Annotated in this window: 20 protein-coding genes; 18 read left to right on the plus strand and 2 right to left on the minus strand. The window is 20.7% G+C overall.

Annotated features, from left to right (window positions below):
* The first annotated feature begins 160 nt into the window (after nucleotides 1-160).
* The 7 genes from SFLOR_RS01075 to SFLOR_RS01105 all read left to right on the plus strand — a co-directional run bounded on the left by SFLOR_RS01075 (nucleotide 161) and on the right by SFLOR_RS01105 (nucleotide 4,553).
* The gene (locus SFLOR_RS01075; protein ID WP_100916250.1) at nucleotides 161-478 is read left to right on the plus strand and encodes a hypothetical protein; all 318 of its coding nucleotides are present in this window, start codon (nucleotides 161-163) and stop codon (nucleotides 476-478) included.
* Nucleotides 479-490: 12 nt separating this feature from the next.
* Complete coding sequence (locus tag SFLOR_RS01080) at nucleotides 491-1,072, plus strand: nSTAND3 domain-containing NTPase (protein WP_100916251.1); 582 nt, start codon at nucleotides 491-493, stop codon at nucleotides 1,070-1,072.
* A 284-nt stretch (nucleotides 1,073-1,356) separates the two neighbouring features.
* Nucleotides 1,357-2,196, plus strand: coding sequence for a DNA adenine methylase (locus SFLOR_RS01090; RefSeq protein ID WP_100916253.1), 840 nt, complete (start codon nucleotides 1,357-1,359; stop codon nucleotides 2,194-2,196).
* Nucleotides 2,168-3,922 carry a ligand-binding sensor domain-containing protein gene (locus tag SFLOR_RS01095; RefSeq protein ID WP_100916254.1) on the plus strand — a complete coding sequence of 585 codons (1,755 nt, stop codon included), beginning with the start codon at nucleotides 2,168-2,170 and terminating at the stop codon, nucleotides 3,920-3,922. The genes SFLOR_RS01090 and SFLOR_RS01095 overlap by 29 nt, the downstream gene beginning before the upstream one ends.
* 4 nt (nucleotides 3,923-3,926) lie before the next feature.
* Nucleotides 3,927-4,067 carry a hypothetical protein gene (locus SFLOR_RS05840; RefSeq protein ID WP_157806914.1) on the plus strand — a complete coding sequence of 47 codons (141 nt, stop codon included), beginning with the start codon at nucleotides 3,927-3,929 and terminating at the stop codon, nucleotides 4,065-4,067.
* A 20-nt stretch (nucleotides 4,068-4,087) separates the two neighbouring features.
* Nucleotides 4,088-4,357: a hypothetical protein gene (locus SFLOR_RS01100; protein ID WP_100916255.1), complete on the plus strand. Its 270-nt coding sequence runs from the start codon at nucleotides 4,088-4,090 to the stop codon at nucleotides 4,355-4,357.
* On the plus strand, nucleotides 4,329-4,553 hold the full coding sequence (locus SFLOR_RS01105; RefSeq protein WP_100916256.1) for a hypothetical protein: 225 nt from the start codon (nucleotides 4,329-4,331) through the stop codon (nucleotides 4,551-4,553). Before SFLOR_RS01100 ends, SFLOR_RS01105 begins: the two co-directional genes overlap by 29 nt.
* Nucleotides 4,554-4,595: 42 nt before the next feature.
* Here SFLOR_RS01105 and SFLOR_RS01110 read toward each other — a convergent pair whose 3' ends face one another.
* Nucleotides 4,596-4,904, minus strand: coding sequence for a hypothetical protein (locus SFLOR_RS01110; protein ID WP_100916257.1), 309 nt, complete (start codon nucleotides 4,902-4,904; stop codon nucleotides 4,596-4,598).
* A 61-nt stretch (nucleotides 4,905-4,965) separates the two neighbouring features.
* Here SFLOR_RS01110 and SFLOR_RS01115 point away from each other — a divergent pair, with 61 nt between their 5' ends.
* The 8 genes from SFLOR_RS01115 (at nucleotide 4,966) to SFLOR_RS01150 (ending at nucleotide 13,285) form a co-directional block, all read left to right on the plus strand.
* Complete coding sequence (locus tag SFLOR_RS01115; protein ID WP_100916258.1) at nucleotides 4,966-7,026, plus strand: type IA DNA topoisomerase; 2,061 nt, start codon at nucleotides 4,966-4,968, stop codon at nucleotides 7,024-7,026.
* 19 nt (nucleotides 7,027-7,045) lie between these two features.
* Entirely contained in the window at nucleotides 7,046-7,462 is a 417-nt protein-coding gene (locus SFLOR_RS01120) for a hypothetical protein (RefSeq protein ID WP_100916259.1), read from the plus strand.
* 34 nt (nucleotides 7,463-7,496) lie between these two features.
* Nucleotides 7,497-7,841 (plus strand): hypothetical protein, encoded by a 345-nt coding sequence (locus SFLOR_RS01125; protein WP_100916260.1) that lies wholly within the window; start codon nucleotides 7,497-7,499, stop codon nucleotides 7,839-7,841.
* A gap of 31 nt (nucleotides 7,842-7,872) precedes the next feature.
* Nucleotides 7,873-8,475: a hypothetical protein gene (locus SFLOR_RS01130; protein WP_100916261.1), complete on the plus strand. Its 603-nt coding sequence runs from the start codon at nucleotides 7,873-7,875 to the stop codon at nucleotides 8,473-8,475.
* Nucleotides 8,476-8,809: 334 nt separating this feature from the next.
* A complete protein-coding gene (locus tag SFLOR_RS01135; protein ID WP_100916262.1) occupies nucleotides 8,810-10,558 on the plus strand; it encodes an Mbov_0396 family ICE element transmembrane protein in 1,749 nt (582 codons plus the stop codon).
* 68 nt (nucleotides 10,559-10,626) lie between these two features.
* Nucleotides 10,627-11,418 carry a hypothetical protein gene (locus SFLOR_RS01140; protein ID WP_100916263.1) on the plus strand — a complete coding sequence of 264 codons (792 nt, stop codon included), beginning with the start codon at nucleotides 10,627-10,629 and terminating at the stop codon, nucleotides 11,416-11,418.
* Nucleotides 11,419-11,422: 4 nt separating this feature from the next.
* Nucleotides 11,423-12,829, plus strand: a complete 1,407-nt coding sequence (locus SFLOR_RS01145; protein ID WP_100916264.1) for an SIR2 family protein — start codon at nucleotides 11,423-11,425, stop codon at nucleotides 12,827-12,829.
* A gap of 21 nt (nucleotides 12,830-12,850) precedes the next feature.
* A complete protein-coding gene (locus tag SFLOR_RS01150; protein WP_100916265.1) occupies nucleotides 12,851-13,285 on the plus strand; it encodes a TIR domain-containing protein in 435 nt (144 codons plus the stop codon).
* A gap of 135 nt (nucleotides 13,286-13,420) precedes the next feature.
* Here SFLOR_RS01150 and SFLOR_RS05915 read toward each other — a convergent pair whose 3' ends face one another.
* Complete coding sequence (locus SFLOR_RS05915; protein WP_169919177.1) at nucleotides 13,421-13,564, minus strand: hypothetical protein; 144 nt, start codon at nucleotides 13,562-13,564, stop codon at nucleotides 13,421-13,423.
* Nucleotides 13,565-14,223: 659 nt separating this feature from the next.
* Between SFLOR_RS05915 and SFLOR_RS01155 the strand changes: the two genes are divergently transcribed.
* The 3 genes from SFLOR_RS01155 to SFLOR_RS01165 are packed head-to-tail and all read left to right on the plus strand — an operon-like array spanning nucleotide 14,224 to nucleotide 18,008.
* Nucleotides 14,224-17,319 (plus strand): Mbov_0397 family ICE element conjugal transfer ATPase, encoded by a 3,096-nt coding sequence (locus SFLOR_RS01155; RefSeq protein ID WP_157806915.1) that lies wholly within the window; start codon nucleotides 14,224-14,226, stop codon nucleotides 17,317-17,319.
* Nucleotides 17,309-17,569 carry an HU family DNA-binding protein gene (locus tag SFLOR_RS01160; RefSeq protein ID WP_100916267.1) on the plus strand — a complete coding sequence of 87 codons (261 nt, stop codon included), beginning with the start codon at nucleotides 17,309-17,311 and terminating at the stop codon, nucleotides 17,567-17,569. The genes SFLOR_RS01155 and SFLOR_RS01160 overlap by 11 nt, the downstream gene beginning before the upstream one ends.
* Nucleotides 17,559-18,008, plus strand: coding sequence for a hypothetical protein (locus tag SFLOR_RS01165; RefSeq protein WP_100916268.1), 450 nt, complete (start codon nucleotides 17,559-17,561; stop codon nucleotides 18,006-18,008). The genes SFLOR_RS01160 and SFLOR_RS01165 overlap by 11 nt, the downstream gene beginning before the upstream one ends.
* The last annotated feature ends 28 nt before the right edge of the window (nucleotides 18,009-18,036 follow it).

Genomic DNA, 18,036 nt, shown 5'->3' on the forward strand with positions numbered 1-18,036 from the left:
ATAAAAGTTGAATTTTAAATAGAAAAGTGCTTTCCCAAGCACTTTTTTTGCGTTAATAATTATTGTTGGTTTAAATTAATTTAATATTTACATATCTCAAATGACTAAAACTTTATAAATTTCAACGTATTAATGCTTAAAAAGTAAAAGGAAGAAAAAAATGAATAAATCAAATATTACAAGAAATAACTACAAAATGTTTTGCCTTATTATTAAGGATTTTTGATTTAAAAAAGATATCCAAGGTTTATTGGATATAGTTACAAAAATTTGTTTCTTATACAAGCAAAATAAAGAAGTTTGAGACCTCTATAGAGATTATCAAATTATTGAAAAACTTGAAAGAAATCAATTTGCTGTTTTAACTTTTATCTGTAAAGATAATAGTTTTAGTGAAATAAAAAAGGAAATTTTAATAATTTCTTTAAGATATAAAAATAGCTTTTCTAATAAAAAAAAGCAATTTAAAGATGATTAAGAAGGTGACATTATGAAAGAATTTAATGTTGATCAAGATTTAGAATACAAATCTTTTGCAAAACTATTGAACTTTGAATCAAAAGAAAAGGGTTTATATATCTATGGTAAACCAGGAGTTGGAAAATCTACTTTCTTACTTAAATTTGCCAAGAATATAAAAAATCAAAAAATAAGTATTGATAATTTTCTAATTGATAAGTATAAAGTCATGTATTTAAATGTTAATAATTGAATAAAAGATATTCAGAAAAGTTGAAAATCAGAATATGATGATCCAATAAAAATAAATACTTCAGCTAATGTACTACTTATTGATGACTTAGGAAGTGAGTTTTTTCACAATTCAACTATGCCTTATATTTTAGATTTATTTGAATCTAGATATGAATTCATTAAAAAGAATCAAAAAGAAGTAATTACAATAATAACTTCTAATTATTCTGTTGAGCAGTTAAAAGAAAAATACTCAAAAAATCTAAGTGATCAAGTTGCACTTGAAAGATTGTTTTCAAGAATTGAAGGAGTTATTAACTTAAATATTAAATTTATAGGAAAAGATAAAAGAAAAGAGAATTCTTATTTAGAACGATAAAATGATTAGAAAAAAAGGTGAGAATTAAGATGTGAATTATGAAATATATTTTATCTACATTAATATCATTTCAAATTAGTTTGACTATATTTTTTATTATAAATTTTTCAATTTATTTTTTAGAAGGTAAAGTTGATTTATTTGTATACTATTTATTTTTAATTTTTTGAAATTTAAGTTTTATATTTTTAAATATTTTTACAATTATTGATTGTTATAAAAGTAAAAATAATTAAAGAAAAAAGAAATTGAAATATAAATTAAAAATAAAAGGAGGAGAAATTATGTCTAATAAATTTATATCGCCATTAACTTGACCTGGTGGAAAAGCAAAAAAATGAAATTTAATTAAATCTTATTTTCCTAAAGATACAAAAGATATGACATATTTTGAAGCATTTTTTGGTGGTGGAAGTGTTGGTTTAAATGCTTTAAAAGAAAAATTATTTAAGGAATATTATTTTAATGACATAGATTTTAAATTAATAATGTTTTGAGTCGGAATATCTGAAACTAATTGACTACAATGAAAACATTTATTTTACCCTAATGTTAAAGATATAAATATTTTAAAAGATCAAAAGGTTCAAGACAAAACAGTTTATTATTTAATGAAAAATAATTTAACATTTAATGGGCAACAATGGGGTACTTGAACTCAAAAAAGATTAGAACAAAATTGAAATTTAAATAAATTTGATAGAATAATAAATTGTTCAAATTTATTAGCTTATAACAGAAATAAAATAAATTGAAAATGTGATAACTTTTTAGATATTTTAGATTATGAGTGAAAATTTGATAGTAATACATTTATGTATCTTGATCCTCCATATTATTTAAATAAGGGAAAACCTTATAGATATAAATTTACAGTTGAACAATTTAATTTATTTAAAGATGTAGTTGATAAGCATTCTAAAATGGGAGTAAAGATTTTAATTAGTTTAGATGATTGTTTTGAAGTTAGAGAATTATTTAAAGATTATTACATTTATGAAGCTGAATGAAAGTATACTTCAACTAATACTAAATATCATAAAGTTAAATTAGGAAAAGAACTATTTATAACAAATTATGAGGTTAAAAATATAAATGAAAATGAAGACATTACCAAAATTTAATATAATAAGTTTTGAAGTAGCTTATTTGTTTGAGTTTCAAAAATGAATACATGTTTTTTGCAATAAAAAAATTATGGATATTAATGAATTTTGTTCAAAATGTAGTAAATCTTTTAAAAGTTTTAATTCAAATAATATTTTATTTTTTAATAATGTAAATAATTATAATGACGATACAAATATTTTATTTGAGGATACAAATACTTTATTAAATTTAAAATCATATATTAATGGTTCTGCTACAAAAGAATATTCCTTTTTATACTTTAAATCAAATTCCGTTTTTAATTTATTAGAAGATAATAAATTTTTAAGAATTTTTTATAATGAATTTGAAATTGAAATTAAAGTTTATAGAAATAATTTTATTGAATATTTTTGATTTTGCAATTATTACAATAATTTTATTATTAATAAATTAAATTTAGTATTTTATAAATATAATTTTACTAAAACGCTTAGTTTTGATTATAATCAAAAAAAATGATTTATTAATAAAGATAATTATATTAAAAAACATAATTTAATTTATTTTTTTGAACTATTAACAAATAATATTTTTGAATTAAATAAAAATATATTTTTATTTAATAAAGAAATAAATAAAAATTATTTAGAATTTTTAGAAAATGTTAGAAATTCTTTTTTAAAGTTAATTGAATATAAAATAAACAAAAATGAAATAATTAATACAGAAATGTTAAATTTTTATTTATATAAAAAAATTATTAAAACTAAAAAAGATTTTGAAATTAATTTTGAAAATTATAGAAACTTATTTTATTTACTTAAATATTTTAAAATATCGGTTATTTTAAATGCCTGAGATATTAATATTATAAATAACTTTGGTTTGAATAAATTATGACAACTAATATTTTTGGGTAAAAATTTTTATAAAAAACTAACAAGAGCTGAATTAAAAAAACTTGATCAACTAACAAATAAATACTATATTAATAATAATTTATTTAGTTATAAATTATATTTAACTCTTATTATATTTATTTCTTATTCAGGAGATATTAATAAAATTAATAAAGAAATTAATTGTTTAAAAAATTTAAATATAAATTTTTTAAACAATAAGTTTTTATTTAAAAATCAGATAAATAAAGAAAATCAAAAAATAGCATTATGATTTTTAAAATATTTAATTAATTTAAGTAAAGAATATAAAATTTTATTTTATAAATTTATTTTTAGATGATTAAAAGATAAATTAAATACTTCTTATGATTTATTTAATTTAATATCTAAATTAAAAAAAATAAAAAATTTAAAAACACATAATTTTATTGAATGTAATTTTTGTAAAAATAAAAATGTTAAAATATCTGATCTTCTATTACATTTAAATAATCTTAATTTAGAGAAAATTAATTTAACCGAATTAAAAATTAGTACCAACTTATTTAATTTTGAATTAATAACAACATACTCTAAATTTGAATTAGTTTCATTAGAGCTTAAAAATTGTTTAAAAACTAACTACACTAATAATTTTTCAGAATATAAAAAAAATCTATTTTTTTCTATATTAGATAAAAATTTTAATTTAATAGGAGCTGTTTATATTGAAAAAATAAAAAAAGAATGAGTTCTTAGAGAAGCTAATTCTAAACAAAATAAGGGATTTAGTAATAATTTTTTTAAAGATATAAAAGTTAATTTTTTAACAAAAATTAATAAAACATTAAATAACTTAGTTATAGAAGGGAAATAAAATTATGGCAAGAATAACAAAATATTGTTTTAAATGTAAAAAGAAAATTAAAGAATCAGATAAATACAATTCTTATAAAACTATTGATGTATTTGGAAATTCTAATTATGAAATTGTTCATAATAATTGCAGAACTATAAATTAGATTGAAAGGAGAAAATAATTGTGCCAAAAAAAGAAACCTTAAAAGAAATGTATGAACAATTAGAATACTGAAAAGCAGGAAAAGAAGCAATCAAATTACAAAATAGTCATGCAATTTGAATGTGAGAATTTCCAAATTTATCAGTTATAGAATACGATACCTTAATAAAAATTCAAAAAGAAAAAATTAAGAAAAGAAAGGCATTAAATAAAAAACTAAAAATAGCTAAATTAAATAAAGAAAGAGAGAGAAGGAATATATATGAAACTAAACTTAGAAACTTTAATTAAAAAATTAGACTTAGAAACTAAAGAAAAAACAACAGATAAATTTTGAATAGAATCAGCTAAAAAACTAATAATTGATAATTTTGAAGAAAATATAAGTATTAAACAACTAGAATTAAAAATTAGTAATCTAAAAGCAAATAATGAAAATGAAACTTCTATTATAGCACTAGCAAAAAGTATTTTAAAAAATAATTAAAGCACATTTTTTAAAAATAATGTGCTTTAATTAATATTTACTTTACATCAATTTTTTTCAAAAGTCTGAGTTTTCATACCTACATGTTATTTTTGAACCCTCTATGGCTTTTTCTAAACCATCTGTAAAACCACATAAAATACAATTACTACAAAAATTAACATATATATCACCATTTGGATCAGATTTTACATAAAATTGACCCATTAATTCTTTTTTTGTTTTTACTTTACACATATTTAGTGAACTAAATTTGCTTTCGTTAAAACCACAAGAATAGCATATTGGAATGTTTTTATTAACTTTGTATTCTTCGTAATATTTATTATTTTTTATTCCATTAATATCCATTTATTTACCTCCTATCCTTTAAAAATTATATCAAAGCTAAACATAGAAAGAAGTTGATTAAATGACTAAACTAGTTATATTGGAATCTCCAGGTAAAATTAAAAAAGTAAGTCAATTTTTAAAAGAAATTGATAATACCAATAATTATATTGTTAAAGCTTCAATTGGACATATAAGAGAACTTGCAAATGTTGGAAAATATCAAATAGGTATTGATTTAAATAATATTGAACCAAATTTCATAGTAAGTAAAGAAAAAAGAAAAGTTGTCAAAGATTTAATAGAAGTTTCTAAAAATGTTGATGAGATAATTCTTGCAACAGATCCCGATAGAGAAGGTGAAGTTATTTCTTGACATTTATATGAGGTTTTAAAATCTTATAATAAAAATTTTAAACGTATGAGACTTAATTCAATAACAAAAGATTGTATTAAAAAGGAATTGAATAATTTGGATAATATTAATATTAACTATGTTAATTCTGGTCTTTCTAGAAGTTACTTAGATAAAATAACAGGTTATATATTGTCTAGAATTTTACAAGATAACTCTATTGGCTTATCTGCAGGAAGAGTACAAAGTTCTGTTTTAAAATTATTGTCAAATAGAGAAGAAGAAATTCAAAACTTTGTAAAAGAAGAATGATTTATTTTACAAGATACTTTAAAAGTTAATTTTAAAAATGTAACTAAAATTAATAATAAGTATGAAACTGTAAAATATAATTCATTTCAAGAAGCTTTAAATATAAAACAACAACTTAATAATTATTATATTGTCGAGTCACTATTAGCAAATGAATTTCAAGATAAACCTTTTATTAATTTTACAACTAGTGATTTTTTACAAAATGCAAAAAATAAATTAAAGTTAAATGTTAAAGAAGCAACAAGTACTGCTCAGAGTTTATTTGATAAAGGACTTATAACTTATATAAGAACTGATTCAACAAAATTGGATAGTGAAACTGAAATTAAATTATTACAATTTGTAAGTTCTAAATTTGGAAATCATTCTGTTGGAAAAATTCATTGTAAATCAGAAAAGGTTACTGATCAAGAAGGTCACCCTCCAATAACTCCTACTCATTTAGAATGAGAACCAGAGAATATACAAAAAATATCTGTAGAGAATAATATTCAGCTAACAAATAAAGAAATTGATGTTTATAGTCTAATATGAAAAAATACTGTAAATTCAGCTTTAAAACAACCAATAGGAACTAAAAATACTTATATTTTAAAAAACCAAGATAAATATTTTTTAGGAGAGACTAAGGAGTATATAGAATATGGATACTATAATTTTGATAAAAGTTTAACTACTCCAGAATCTCAAAATCTTAATTGAAAAGTAGGACAAAAAATAGAAGTATTTTCAATTCAAACAATTATGCAGAATTCAAATCCTAAATCAAGATTTAATGAAGCAACTCTAATAAAGGAACTTGAGAGATTAGGAATTGGAAGACCAAGTACTTATAAAACTTCTGTTGAGATAAATCAAAAAAGAAAATATGTAGAAACTGACGAAAAAGATTCAATGTTAGTTACTAAATTAGGAATTCAAGTAAATAAATTTTTAACTAAAAACTTTAGTGAGTTCATAAATTTAGAGTTCACAAAAAATATGGAAAAAGATTTAGATCTAATTGCATGTGCAAAATTAGATTACAAAAATTATATAAAAGATTATTTCAAAAAATTAGAAGAGAAAGGAAAAGAATTTATGATAGAACAAATTAAATGTCCAAAATGTCAAAATGGATTTATAAGACAAGCAAAAACTAATACAGGAGTAGATTTAGGTTTTAAATCTTGCTCTAATTATAAAAACTGTGATTTTAAAGATCAACCTGAGTTAAACTTAGAAAATGCAAAAGATTGTCCTGGATGTAATAATGGAAAAAGATTTATGAAAAACTATTTTGATAAAAATGAAAACTCTATGAAACAATTTGAAACATGTACTAATTATCCAAATTGTAAATGAGTTCCAGGAGCAATTCAAAAATGTTCACTTTGTGATATAGGCTGATTAATTGAAAGAACAAAAAAAGATAAATCAAGTAAATTTATAGCATGTAATAATTATCCAAATTGTAAATTTACTCAATTTTAAAAATAAAGGAGAATAAAATATGTCAGCAGAATTTACATCAAAAATAAATATTATTTCTAATAATGAAAAAGATATTGTAAATTTTGTAAAAAAGAATATTGAATTAATAGAAGCAAAATATACAAACGTTTTATATTTAAAAATAGATACATTATTTGAAATTACTGAAGAAAATATAGATTTAATAAAAGAAAATGAAATTTACAGTATTAAATTTAGTGGGTTTGCATTTAGTAAGAATTGCAAAATAAATTGAAATACTCAAACTAAATTTATTAATTCTTTAAAAAAGTTTAATTGTGATGCTTATATATTTCAATATCATGATGCGTGTTTAAATAAAAAAGAACTTGCAAGCGAATATAAAATAGGTAAAAGTTTTGAAATTAAAGAAAAAGTAATTGAACTTTTAAAAAGAATTAGAAAAAACAAATAAAAAATATTATACAAAATAGAAAGAAAGTAATTTAATGAATAAAGTTGAAACAAATGAAAATAAGAAGGAAATCATAATAACAAAAAGAAACTTTGATTCTACTAGATTATGTAGAAAAGATTTTTTAAATGATCAAGATTATAAAGAATATAATAGTTTTATTAAAAAATTTTCAAATAATACTAAGTATTATTTTAATTATAAATGTATAAATTGTTTAGGTAAATTTGTAACTTATCATTGGGTTTTAAAATGCCCACATTGTAAGAAAAGTTTAAATAGTTTAAATAGTTACAAAACCCAAATGTATCAAAATTTAAAAGGATATTGAGATAAAAGAAATATTCAAATTAGATTTAAAAATACTAGTATTTATTAATAATAAAATTATATTTTATAAGGAGAAATTTATGAAAATATTTAATCAGTTAGATTTTTCTAAAGAAATAAGTAATTTAGAAATTTTAGAAAATAATATAGTCAATAAAAACTTTGCTAAAAATAGCATTTTAGTAAGGTGTTTTGATGTTAAAAATGAGACTTTTCTTGAAATAAGTTTTGCTAAAGGAAAAAAAGTAAATAATGGAAATAATTCACTTTTTAAAATAATGCAAGGTTATAAAAGTAATTCTAATAAAAAAAGTGTTTATAATTTAGGAGTTCCTATTCATCATTTTTTTTGAGTACGTAAGTATGATTTAAATTCAGGAGAATTATTAAGTAAAAAATACTGTCATTATTATGAAATTGTAAATATTTTAGAATTAAATAATAAATATAATTTAGTAATAGCTAGTAAACAAAAAGATAGAAATAAAACTTCAGAAGAGTTAAGAAAAATTAAAGAAGAATATGAAAAAATGAGAATATGATATGAAAATGAATATTCTCATGAAAATAATCAAAAACAAAACTCAGTTAAAAAGAAAGAATATTTAAACATAGAAAAAGATATTGGCTCTGATATTAATGCTTCTTCAAATTTAATAATTCAAAATATATTTGAAGATTAAAATTCCAAATAAGTTGATGAGTTTTTAAAGAATATTTAGTTAATTATGACTAAAATTTTTTACTTTTCAAAAATTATTCTCTAATTCGAATTAAATCTTAATTTTTATTCAATTAAGTCAATTAACTCTATTATGTCAATTATTTAAATTATCCAAATTTATTGTGCTAAAATTATTGAAATAAAAATAATTTTTAATTTATTTTGTTTTTAGTAAAAATAAAAAATGTATAATAAAAATAGTTCACAAGAGATATGTTAGGAATACTGACAAATCTCTTTTTATTTACTTTCTAACATATCTTAAATTGACAATTAGAAAGGAAAATAAAAATATGGGTATGTTTCAAGGATTAATTAATTATATTTTATGATTACCATGTAAATGAATTTTACAACTTTTAAATGCTGTAAATGATGTTGTAAAATATTTAGCCACAGATTTATTTGAATCAATACTATTTGGAAATAAAGTAAGTGATTGAAATCAAGTTTTAATACCTTCAACTTATTATCGAATATTGATAGTAGCTGCTGTATGTTGATTAATATTTTTAGTATCAACATTTATTTGTCATTTAAAAAAAGATATTATTGAACATGAAGAAACACCAATTACTAAAAAAATTATGGAGTCTTTAAAATACTCTACATTTTCTGCAATTTTGTTAATATTTATTCCTTTATTTGTTTGAATTTTAGTAAAAATGACTTCAGTATTAACACAAGGTCTAATGATTGCTTTTGGTTCAAAAAATACAAGTATTGCTGATTTACTTTACAATATGGGAAATCCAAACTGAGATGGAAAAATAGTAGAACAAAATGGAAATTATCCTGTTCCAAGTAATTTAACTCAATGAAATATGGTAGTAGAATTAGTAGGATTATCTATAGTCTTTATTTGTCTATTATTGGTTATGATAAATATTGTTACAAATACTTTTGCAACTTTCTTTTATTTCATATTAACTGGTTTTTATGCTTTAACTGCAGTATTTGACCAAGGTGCAAGAATGAAAGATTATTCCAAAACTATTATTGCAAATAACTTTATAATTTGCTCAACTATGGTTATATTTAGTGTTTATTCAAGTTTAATTCAAATATCTTTTAACTCTATGAGTAAACTAGGAATGAATGGATTTACAAAAATGTTATTACAACTTGCATTAGCTTGTGGAGGAGGACTGTTTGTAGTTAATGGAGATCAATATGTTTCTAGATTAGTAGGAGAAAATATTAGTGGTGTAAGTAGTGCAATGCAAGGATTGGGTGCTTTAAAAGCAGGAGCAATGTTAGCAGCGGGTTTAGGAGTTGCAGCTATGAAAATGAGTAAAAAAGGTTTAATTGGTAGAAAAAATTTTAGTAACTCATTAAAAAATGATTTAAGTAGTTTACAAGGTTCTAATGACTCTATAAATAATCAATCAAATGAAGAGTCTTCTAATGAAACTGTTCAAAATGGAACTCATCAAAATAAAATGCAACAAGCGAAAGAGAATTTTGTTAAAAATAGACAACAAGCAATGTCAAAATATCAAAAAGGTGGTATTTTAGCTTTAGCAGGTTTAGGAGTAGCAACAGCATTTCATGGTACAAAAACTGCTAAGAATTTAATAGGTTCATTTGTTGGTACAAAAGCAAGTAGAATGATGAGACGTGAACAGTTAAAAGAACAAACTAGAACTTTAGGGAAAGGATTAGCAAATGTTGGAGCAAAAACCTTAGGAGTAGCAGGAGCTACTTTTGGAGGAGTTGCAAAAATGACTGGATTAGATGTTACAAGAGGTAAAATATTAAATGAGCGTGGTAATGTTTATAAAAATGCAAAAGCTGAAAAATATAATGAAAAATTAGAGTCTAAATTTAATGAAAAAATAAATAAATTTGATGCAATGACATCTAATCAAATAATAAATAGTAATGGAATTAATAAATCAAAAGAAATTAAAAAGGCTAAAGAATTATTACTTTTAAAAAGAGAACAAAGAGTCTCGTTAAAAGAGTTTAAAGAAGATTTTTCAATTAAATCAAAAAAATGAGAAAAATATGCTGATAAAGAAAATAGTGATAATAAATAATTTCACTATTTTTTTTTAATTCAGGAGTTATAATTATTAAAAGAAGGAAAAAGGAAAAAAATTTATTTATGGGACAATCTTTGTTAAGCAGGTTATTATTTGGAAATCAAGATCCAGAAAAAGTTGCAAAATATAATGCACATCAAAAATGAATAAATTCTAAACAATATAGAGATTTAGAATGGCAAAGAGAAGCAAACAATGAAGCAAAAAAATTAATAAGAAAAATACTTTTAATAAAAAAATTATCTAAATCTAATTCTGATAAATCTAAAGTATTATGAAATAAATTTTGTGAAAAAGAACCAAAGTATTTTTTAGATACTTTAAATGGTTTTAAAAGAACAATTCCAGAAAGAGAAAGATGAGGATGTGACAAAAAAACTATTGAAAATTTTAAAAAAGGATATACATCTCTTAAAATATACCACTTCAATATGTGACTTTCCTATGAAATTCTAAGAAAAGATAAAGTATATGAATGAATTATGTCTCCAAGAACAAAAAATGAATTTGAAAAAAATAATCAAGAATGAATTGAAAATAAATATAGTCCATGGGGATATAAATTAAGTGAGAAAGAAAAAAATAAGAGGGAAATTAATAGAGAAAAAGATTTTGATTATTTAAAATATTTAAAAGAGCAATTTTATATTCCATTATTAATAAAAAAACAAATTCAGTTTGGAGTTTATAATTTGATTTCAAAAGAAATATGTCATTCAGAATTAAAACAAGTTAATATTAATTCCAATGAACAAGTTGAAAAACAATTAAAATTATTAAAGCGTCAACAAGAAATTTTAGATAGACAAATTGAGTTGGAAAAATTAAAAGATAGAAATAATAATAGAGGATAAGAAAATGAATAATAGTATTATAAAAAAATCATTTATAAAACAATTCGCTCAAAAAATATTAGAAAAAAAAGCTTTAGTTTTTTTGGGTTCTGGAATAAATAAAGAGGTTGGTTTACCGGATTGAAAAGAATTAATGCAAGATTTATATGAAGATTTGGATATTAAAAATAGTGAACAAAATTACATTGATTACATTGATTTAGCACAATTTTTAATACATTCAACTAACGGAAGACATGATTTAATAACTAAAATTTTAAAAAAAATAGATATTGATAAAGATCCTGGACCAAATCTTTTAGAAATTTGTAAATTACCTGTAAAAGAATTTTGAACAACGAATTATGATAATTTAATTGAAAAATCAATGCTAAAATTGAATAAAAAATATAAAAAAATTGTTACAAAAAATAATTTTGCTTTTTTGGAACCATATTTAACTAATATTTATAAAATGCATGGTGATATTGAAAATGAAAATAAAATAATAATTAGTAGAAAAGATTATGATTCTTATGCTAATGAAAATTTATTTTTTTGAAATAAATTAACTCTTGAATTAAGTTATAAAAGTTGTGTATTTGTAGGTACATCATTTAATGATTATAATCTTAATATTATTTTAAGTAAAATTTCTACTTTATTAGATAAAGAAGAAAAACCAAATCATTTTATTTTTTTTGAAAAAGATAAAAATGAGGAAATATTTAAATTACAAAATTATAAAAGTATTGATTTATTTAAAAGATTTAATATAAAAACAATATGATTAGAAAATTGAAATGAACTTCAAAATATTTTTAAAGAAATTAATAATAAAATTATAGAAAATAATATTTTTATTTCAGGTACTGCTATTGAATTTAATAACAATTTTAATAAAAAGGAAGCTAAAAAATTTATTTCTGAATTAACTTATAAACTTATAGAAAGACAATTTAAAATTTTTAGTGGATATGGAATAGAAATAGGAGATAGTGTAATAACAGGAGCAATGTCAAAAATTTTGGAAAATAGTGAATTAGTAAGTACCGATAAATTAGAAGTTTTACCTTTTCCACAATTTGTGAACGATGAAAATAAAAAAAATGAAATATGACAAAAAAATAGAGAGTATATGATTTTAAATTCTAATGTAGTAATTTTTTTATTTGGAAATAAAAAGGACAAAAATTCTGAAAAAATAATAATTTCAAATGGAATGATAGATGAGGAATTTAAAATTGCTAAGCAATTAGGAAAAAAAGTAATTCCTATTCCAATTACTGGTTATGCAGCTTTTAAAATTTTTGAAAAAATTGAAAAAGAAATAGAGAATTTTCCTTATTTAAAAAAACATATTGATACTTTAAAAAATACTAGAGATATAGATCAAATAATAAAAATAATTGAATCTGTAGTGGAATTTTAATTTTTAGAAAGGAGGTATAAAATGAAAAAAGTATTTTATAGTTTTGACTATGATGATAATTGAAAAGTACAACAAGTTCGTAATATTGGAGTAGTAACTAATGAAAATGTAGTTGAACCCTCAAAATGAGAAACAGTTAAAAGATCAGGAAATGAAGCAATTAAAAATTGAATAAATAAGGAAATTAATAATTCTGATGTAGTTGTAGTATTAATTGGTCAATATACTTATAATAGTAGATGAGTTAAATATGAAATTCAATATGCTTTAAACAGTGGAAAAAAAATTATAGGAATACATATAAATAATTTAGGAGATAAATATGGTCGAAAATGCTTAACTGGAAATAGTCCTTTTAATGAAATAAATGATTATAGAGCACGCTCTATTGAAATTTTTAATCCATCTATAAGTAATGCATTAAATGAAATTAAAAGTATACTTTTAAAATTATAAGTTATATGCTAATAAATGATTTATAAGAGATATATTAGAAAATTAATAAATCTCTTTTTTATTTTTTCAATAATTATTTTTATTATAATTTTTAATAAAAAAGAATAGACAATATATGTCTATCCTAATAATTTATTATTTCTTTTTTGATTTATTTGTTTTTGTCTGAGATAATGCACTTCCTGCAATACTTTTAGTTCTTGCATTAGAGCGCCCATCTCTTAAAGCAGCAGAAGCTTTTGTTGCAACTGATTTACTTGTTTGTTTTTTATTTGCCATTATTTCAAAACTTTTTTTGTTATAATTAAATTATGAGAATTAATTAATTTTCATAATTTTCTTTATGCTTATTTTTAGAGTTAAGCAATCATTTTGTTAAATAAACTAAAGTTATTGGGATTGATATTATTGTAAGAAATATTAATCCTATTTTTATTTCTATATTTGCAAATTGATAACTAATACATAAAATCAAATTAATAAAAATAAATAATAAAAATTTTTTAAAATATTTGTTAATAATTTAAACCTCCATTTCTATGAAAATAAAAAGGTTATACACTTGTGTCTATAACCTTTAGTTAACTAATAAGAATCTATATATTAAAATTTAAACATTTTTACTAAAAATCAAAATATTTGATATAATAATTATGTCTAGATTTTATTTTGAAACCTATCTAGCATTTCAGGTTAAGCATCGCAAGTGCTTAACTTTTTTATTTCATAATTATTTTAACATACTATAGTATTAAATATTTAAATTTATATATTTATTAATTTATTTTATATTTGACAAAAATTTAAGTAAATAAAAATTACTTATAAAAGTTTAAACTAATATATAATATTAATAGTTCACAAGAGATATGTTAGGAATACTGACAGATTTCTTTTTTTATTTTCCTAACATATTTATGAGCAAGGAGGAAAATAATATGACTAGAAATCCAATCATTCCAGAAAATACAAATAAAAGAAAGTTTATAATATGACAACAATTAAATTTGACAATTATTGATCTTTCAGTATGAATAATCTTTATAGGTTTAGGAGCAATACTAGGCTTCTTTTTGTGAAAACTAGGAGGAGTTTGAAAACCTATAGCTATATTATCTGCTAGTTTATGTTTAATTGCAGGCTTCTTATTAAATACTAAAAGTCAATTTCACAATAAAAAATTTTATGCTGTTATATTTGATTGATTTATATTTTTATTTGTAAATAAAAAATACAAATTAAAAAGTAAAAATAGTACTTTAAATTTAATACCTTATAAATATATTGAAGGAGAGTACATTTTATTAAAAAATAAACTCTACATGAGTTTAATAAAAGTTCAAGGAAACTCTTTTTTTGACTATGAACAAATTAAACAAAATAATATATTAGAAAAAATTTGAGAAATTTATAATAGTTTAAAAATGGGAGGAAGCATAATAAAGCTTGATGAATTAAAATCAAGAAATCAAAGCTTATTCTTTTTAGAAGAGAAACGTCATGAATGAGAAGTAAAAAGAAAAAATGGAGAGATAAATGACAAACAGTATTTTTCTAGAGTAAGATTAATTGAAAAGGATATTGAAAAATATTCAAATTTTGAAGCTAATAGTGTATTAGAATGAATTGAAAAATCAATTTATATTGTTTTTTATGCAGAATCAATTGATCAGTTAAAACAAATGGAGAATAAAATAATTAATGAATATAGAAGAGCAGATTTAAATGCTCATAAAATAGACATATCTAAAAAAGTTAATGTTTTAAATAAAATAGTAGATATTGATATACTTGATGATAATGAAAATAACATTTTTAAATATAAAGATACTTTAGATGAATACTTTGCATATGATAGTTTAGAAAATAAAGCATCCTACTTAAAAATTGATAATAATCTTAAAATTTCAATAGGTTCAGTTGATCATTATCCAGGAGAGCCAGATTGTGGTTGACTTGGACAAATCTTTAATGTGGACAGTCCTGTTATAATTAACTTTAATAAAGTAAGTGACAAAGTTTTTCAAGAGACTTTGAGTAAAGCAAGAAGAACAGCAATAGCAACTGCTAATGCAACAAGTAAGAAAGAGATTTTAACACAAAGAAAGCGTCAACAAGAAATTGAAAAATTAGAAGAGTTTGCAGACACTATCGGTTATGGACATGATGAATTATATAAATTCAATATTTATATAATTAATAAAGGAATTAATAATAAAGAGTTAAATAGATCTATAAAAGAAACTAAGAAAATATTAAAACAACAGAAATTAACTTTATTTGCAAATCCATATAAACAAATTGAAGCATTTAGTGGTATGTTACCAAAACCTCATGATCCTTTAATGGAAATAAATGGAAGAGAAGTACCTTTATATTCATTAGTGTGAGGAATGCCTTACATTAACAATTCTTTAAATGATTTTCAAGGTTGATTTATAGGAAACAGTATTGTAGGAGATGAACTATTTTTTAATCCTCATATAAGAAATGAAGAAAGAAGAAATGCCAATATGTTCTTTGTTGCAACAACTGGAGCTGGAAAATCCACAACTATGCAAAGAATGCTAAAAAATGAGATATTAAATGGAAATAGAGTCTATGTAATTGATCCTGAAAATGAATACTCAAGATTTGCTGATTATTTTGGTGAAGACAAGATATTTTTAGGTGATGGAATTTATAAAATTAATCCTTTGCAAATTATGCCAACTTTATCTGATTTACAAAATGAAGAAGAAAAAGAAAAGATTGAGTACAATAAAAAATTTTGAAATATTGATAAAGAAAAAATAATTAGTAAAGAATTTAATTTAAATGAAGCTTTAATTTTAAATCATCAAAGTATCATAGAAATATTGTTTAAAAATTTCTTTAATGATATTAGTGAAGAAGATACACGTTATTTAAAGAATAAATTTTGATTCTTTTATAATTACTGATTAAATAATGCTTCAAATAAAAATATATTAGAATGAAAAAATAATGAATTTCCTATTTTACAAGATTTTTATAATTGACTAATTAAGAATAAAGAAAATAATAGTTTATATAATAAATTATTAGAGCTTTTAGAAGATGGTTTTGTTATATCTCAAAATGATCTTAAAAAAGGTAGTTATTCTATGTTTTATAATGGTTATACAAGTATTGATATTTCAAATAGATACTTAACTATTTTTGATATGAGTAGTTTAAAAGATGGAAGTGACAAAAGATTACTTTCAATGCAAATGTTTTTAGTAATTAAATTATTGGAAAGACAAGTAAAAGTAAATCATGGAAAAGAGTCAAATGTTGCACAAAGAATAATAGTTGATGAAGCACATTTATTAATGGACAAAGATTTTCCTATAGCTTTAGATTTCATTTTTAGAATGGTAAAAATGATAAGAAAAAGAAATGGGGGAATAACAATTATTACTCAAAATGCTGAAGATTTTCTTTCTAATGAAGAGATTGAGAAAAAAACTAAAGCTATTATTAATAACAGTCAATATGCTTTTATTATGAAATCAACTGCAAAAAATATTGATAAAATTGAAAGTTTATATTCAGACAATGATGGATTTACTTATCAAGAAAAGAGTCATTTAATAGATGCTCCAAATGGAGAAGGTTTACTTATTACTTCAAGAACAAAAAGATTTTTATTAAAAATTGATGTTCAACCAGATGATTTTAAAATCATTTCTGGAGATGAAACTGATTTAGTAAAGTGAACTTTAAATTATTTAACTACCAGGTTATTTAATATAATAAGTGGTTTAAAATTTATTGATATTGATCAAGAAAATTGTGTAGATGTTAATAGGGAAAAAGAAGAAAAAACTTTAATTATTAAGTTAAAAGATAATCACAAAATTAATGAGAGTTTATTAAAAAATAATATTGAAATTAATAATGTAAGAATTATTAATAACTCTTTAGAAATTAATTTTAAAGAGTTACATAAGGAAATTGCTATTAAATTTTATGATAAAGTAAGGAAAAAAATTGATTTAATAAGAGGAGAAAAAGAAAATGATATCTAGTACTAAAAAAGTTTATAAGAGTGAAATCTGTAATACCATTTTTCAAAAAACTAAAATAAAGAAAAAATATATAAATGTCATTTATGATGAAATTTTTAAAGAAATTAAAAATCAACTTTTAAAAGAAAAAAAACTTACAATTAAAAATTTTGCTTCTTTAAAAATAAAAAAATATAATAATTCATTTTTTAAAAATTGCTTATCTTTAAGAATTAAAAAATCTTGTAATGGGTGAAAAAATGAAAAATAAATATACTCAAATTTTAATAAGATTTAAAACAGATGAAGAAGTGGAATTATTAAACAAATTTAAAGCTATTTTTAAAACTAAAAGTGAAAGTTTTAATAAATATATTAAAGGCATTATAATAAATATTATTGAAAATAATTTAGAAAATAAAGAAATAAATAAAACAAAAAATAAATTGAAAGATAATTTTAGTGAAATTTTAGAAGAAAATATTATTCCAAGATTTTATGGAATGGTAAAAACCATAAATGAAAAAAATTTAATAAAAATTGAATTATTAAATAGAAAAGTAAATTTCTTAATTCATGAATTAGGATTTAAGAGAATGATTGATGGTAGACCAATAATTAATGATATTACTGAAAAAGTAAAAGAGAAAAATTGAATGCTTGAAGAGGAATTAAAAATAAATGATGAAATTCAAATAAAAAAGAATTAATAATATATAACTTTTCTTTCTACTTAAT

This window comes from Spiroplasma floricola 23-6 (genome assembly GCF_002813555.1).
Taxonomy (GTDB): domain Bacteria; phylum Bacillota_I; class Bacilli_A; order Mycoplasmatales; family Mycoplasmataceae; genus Spiroplasma_A; species Spiroplasma_A floricola.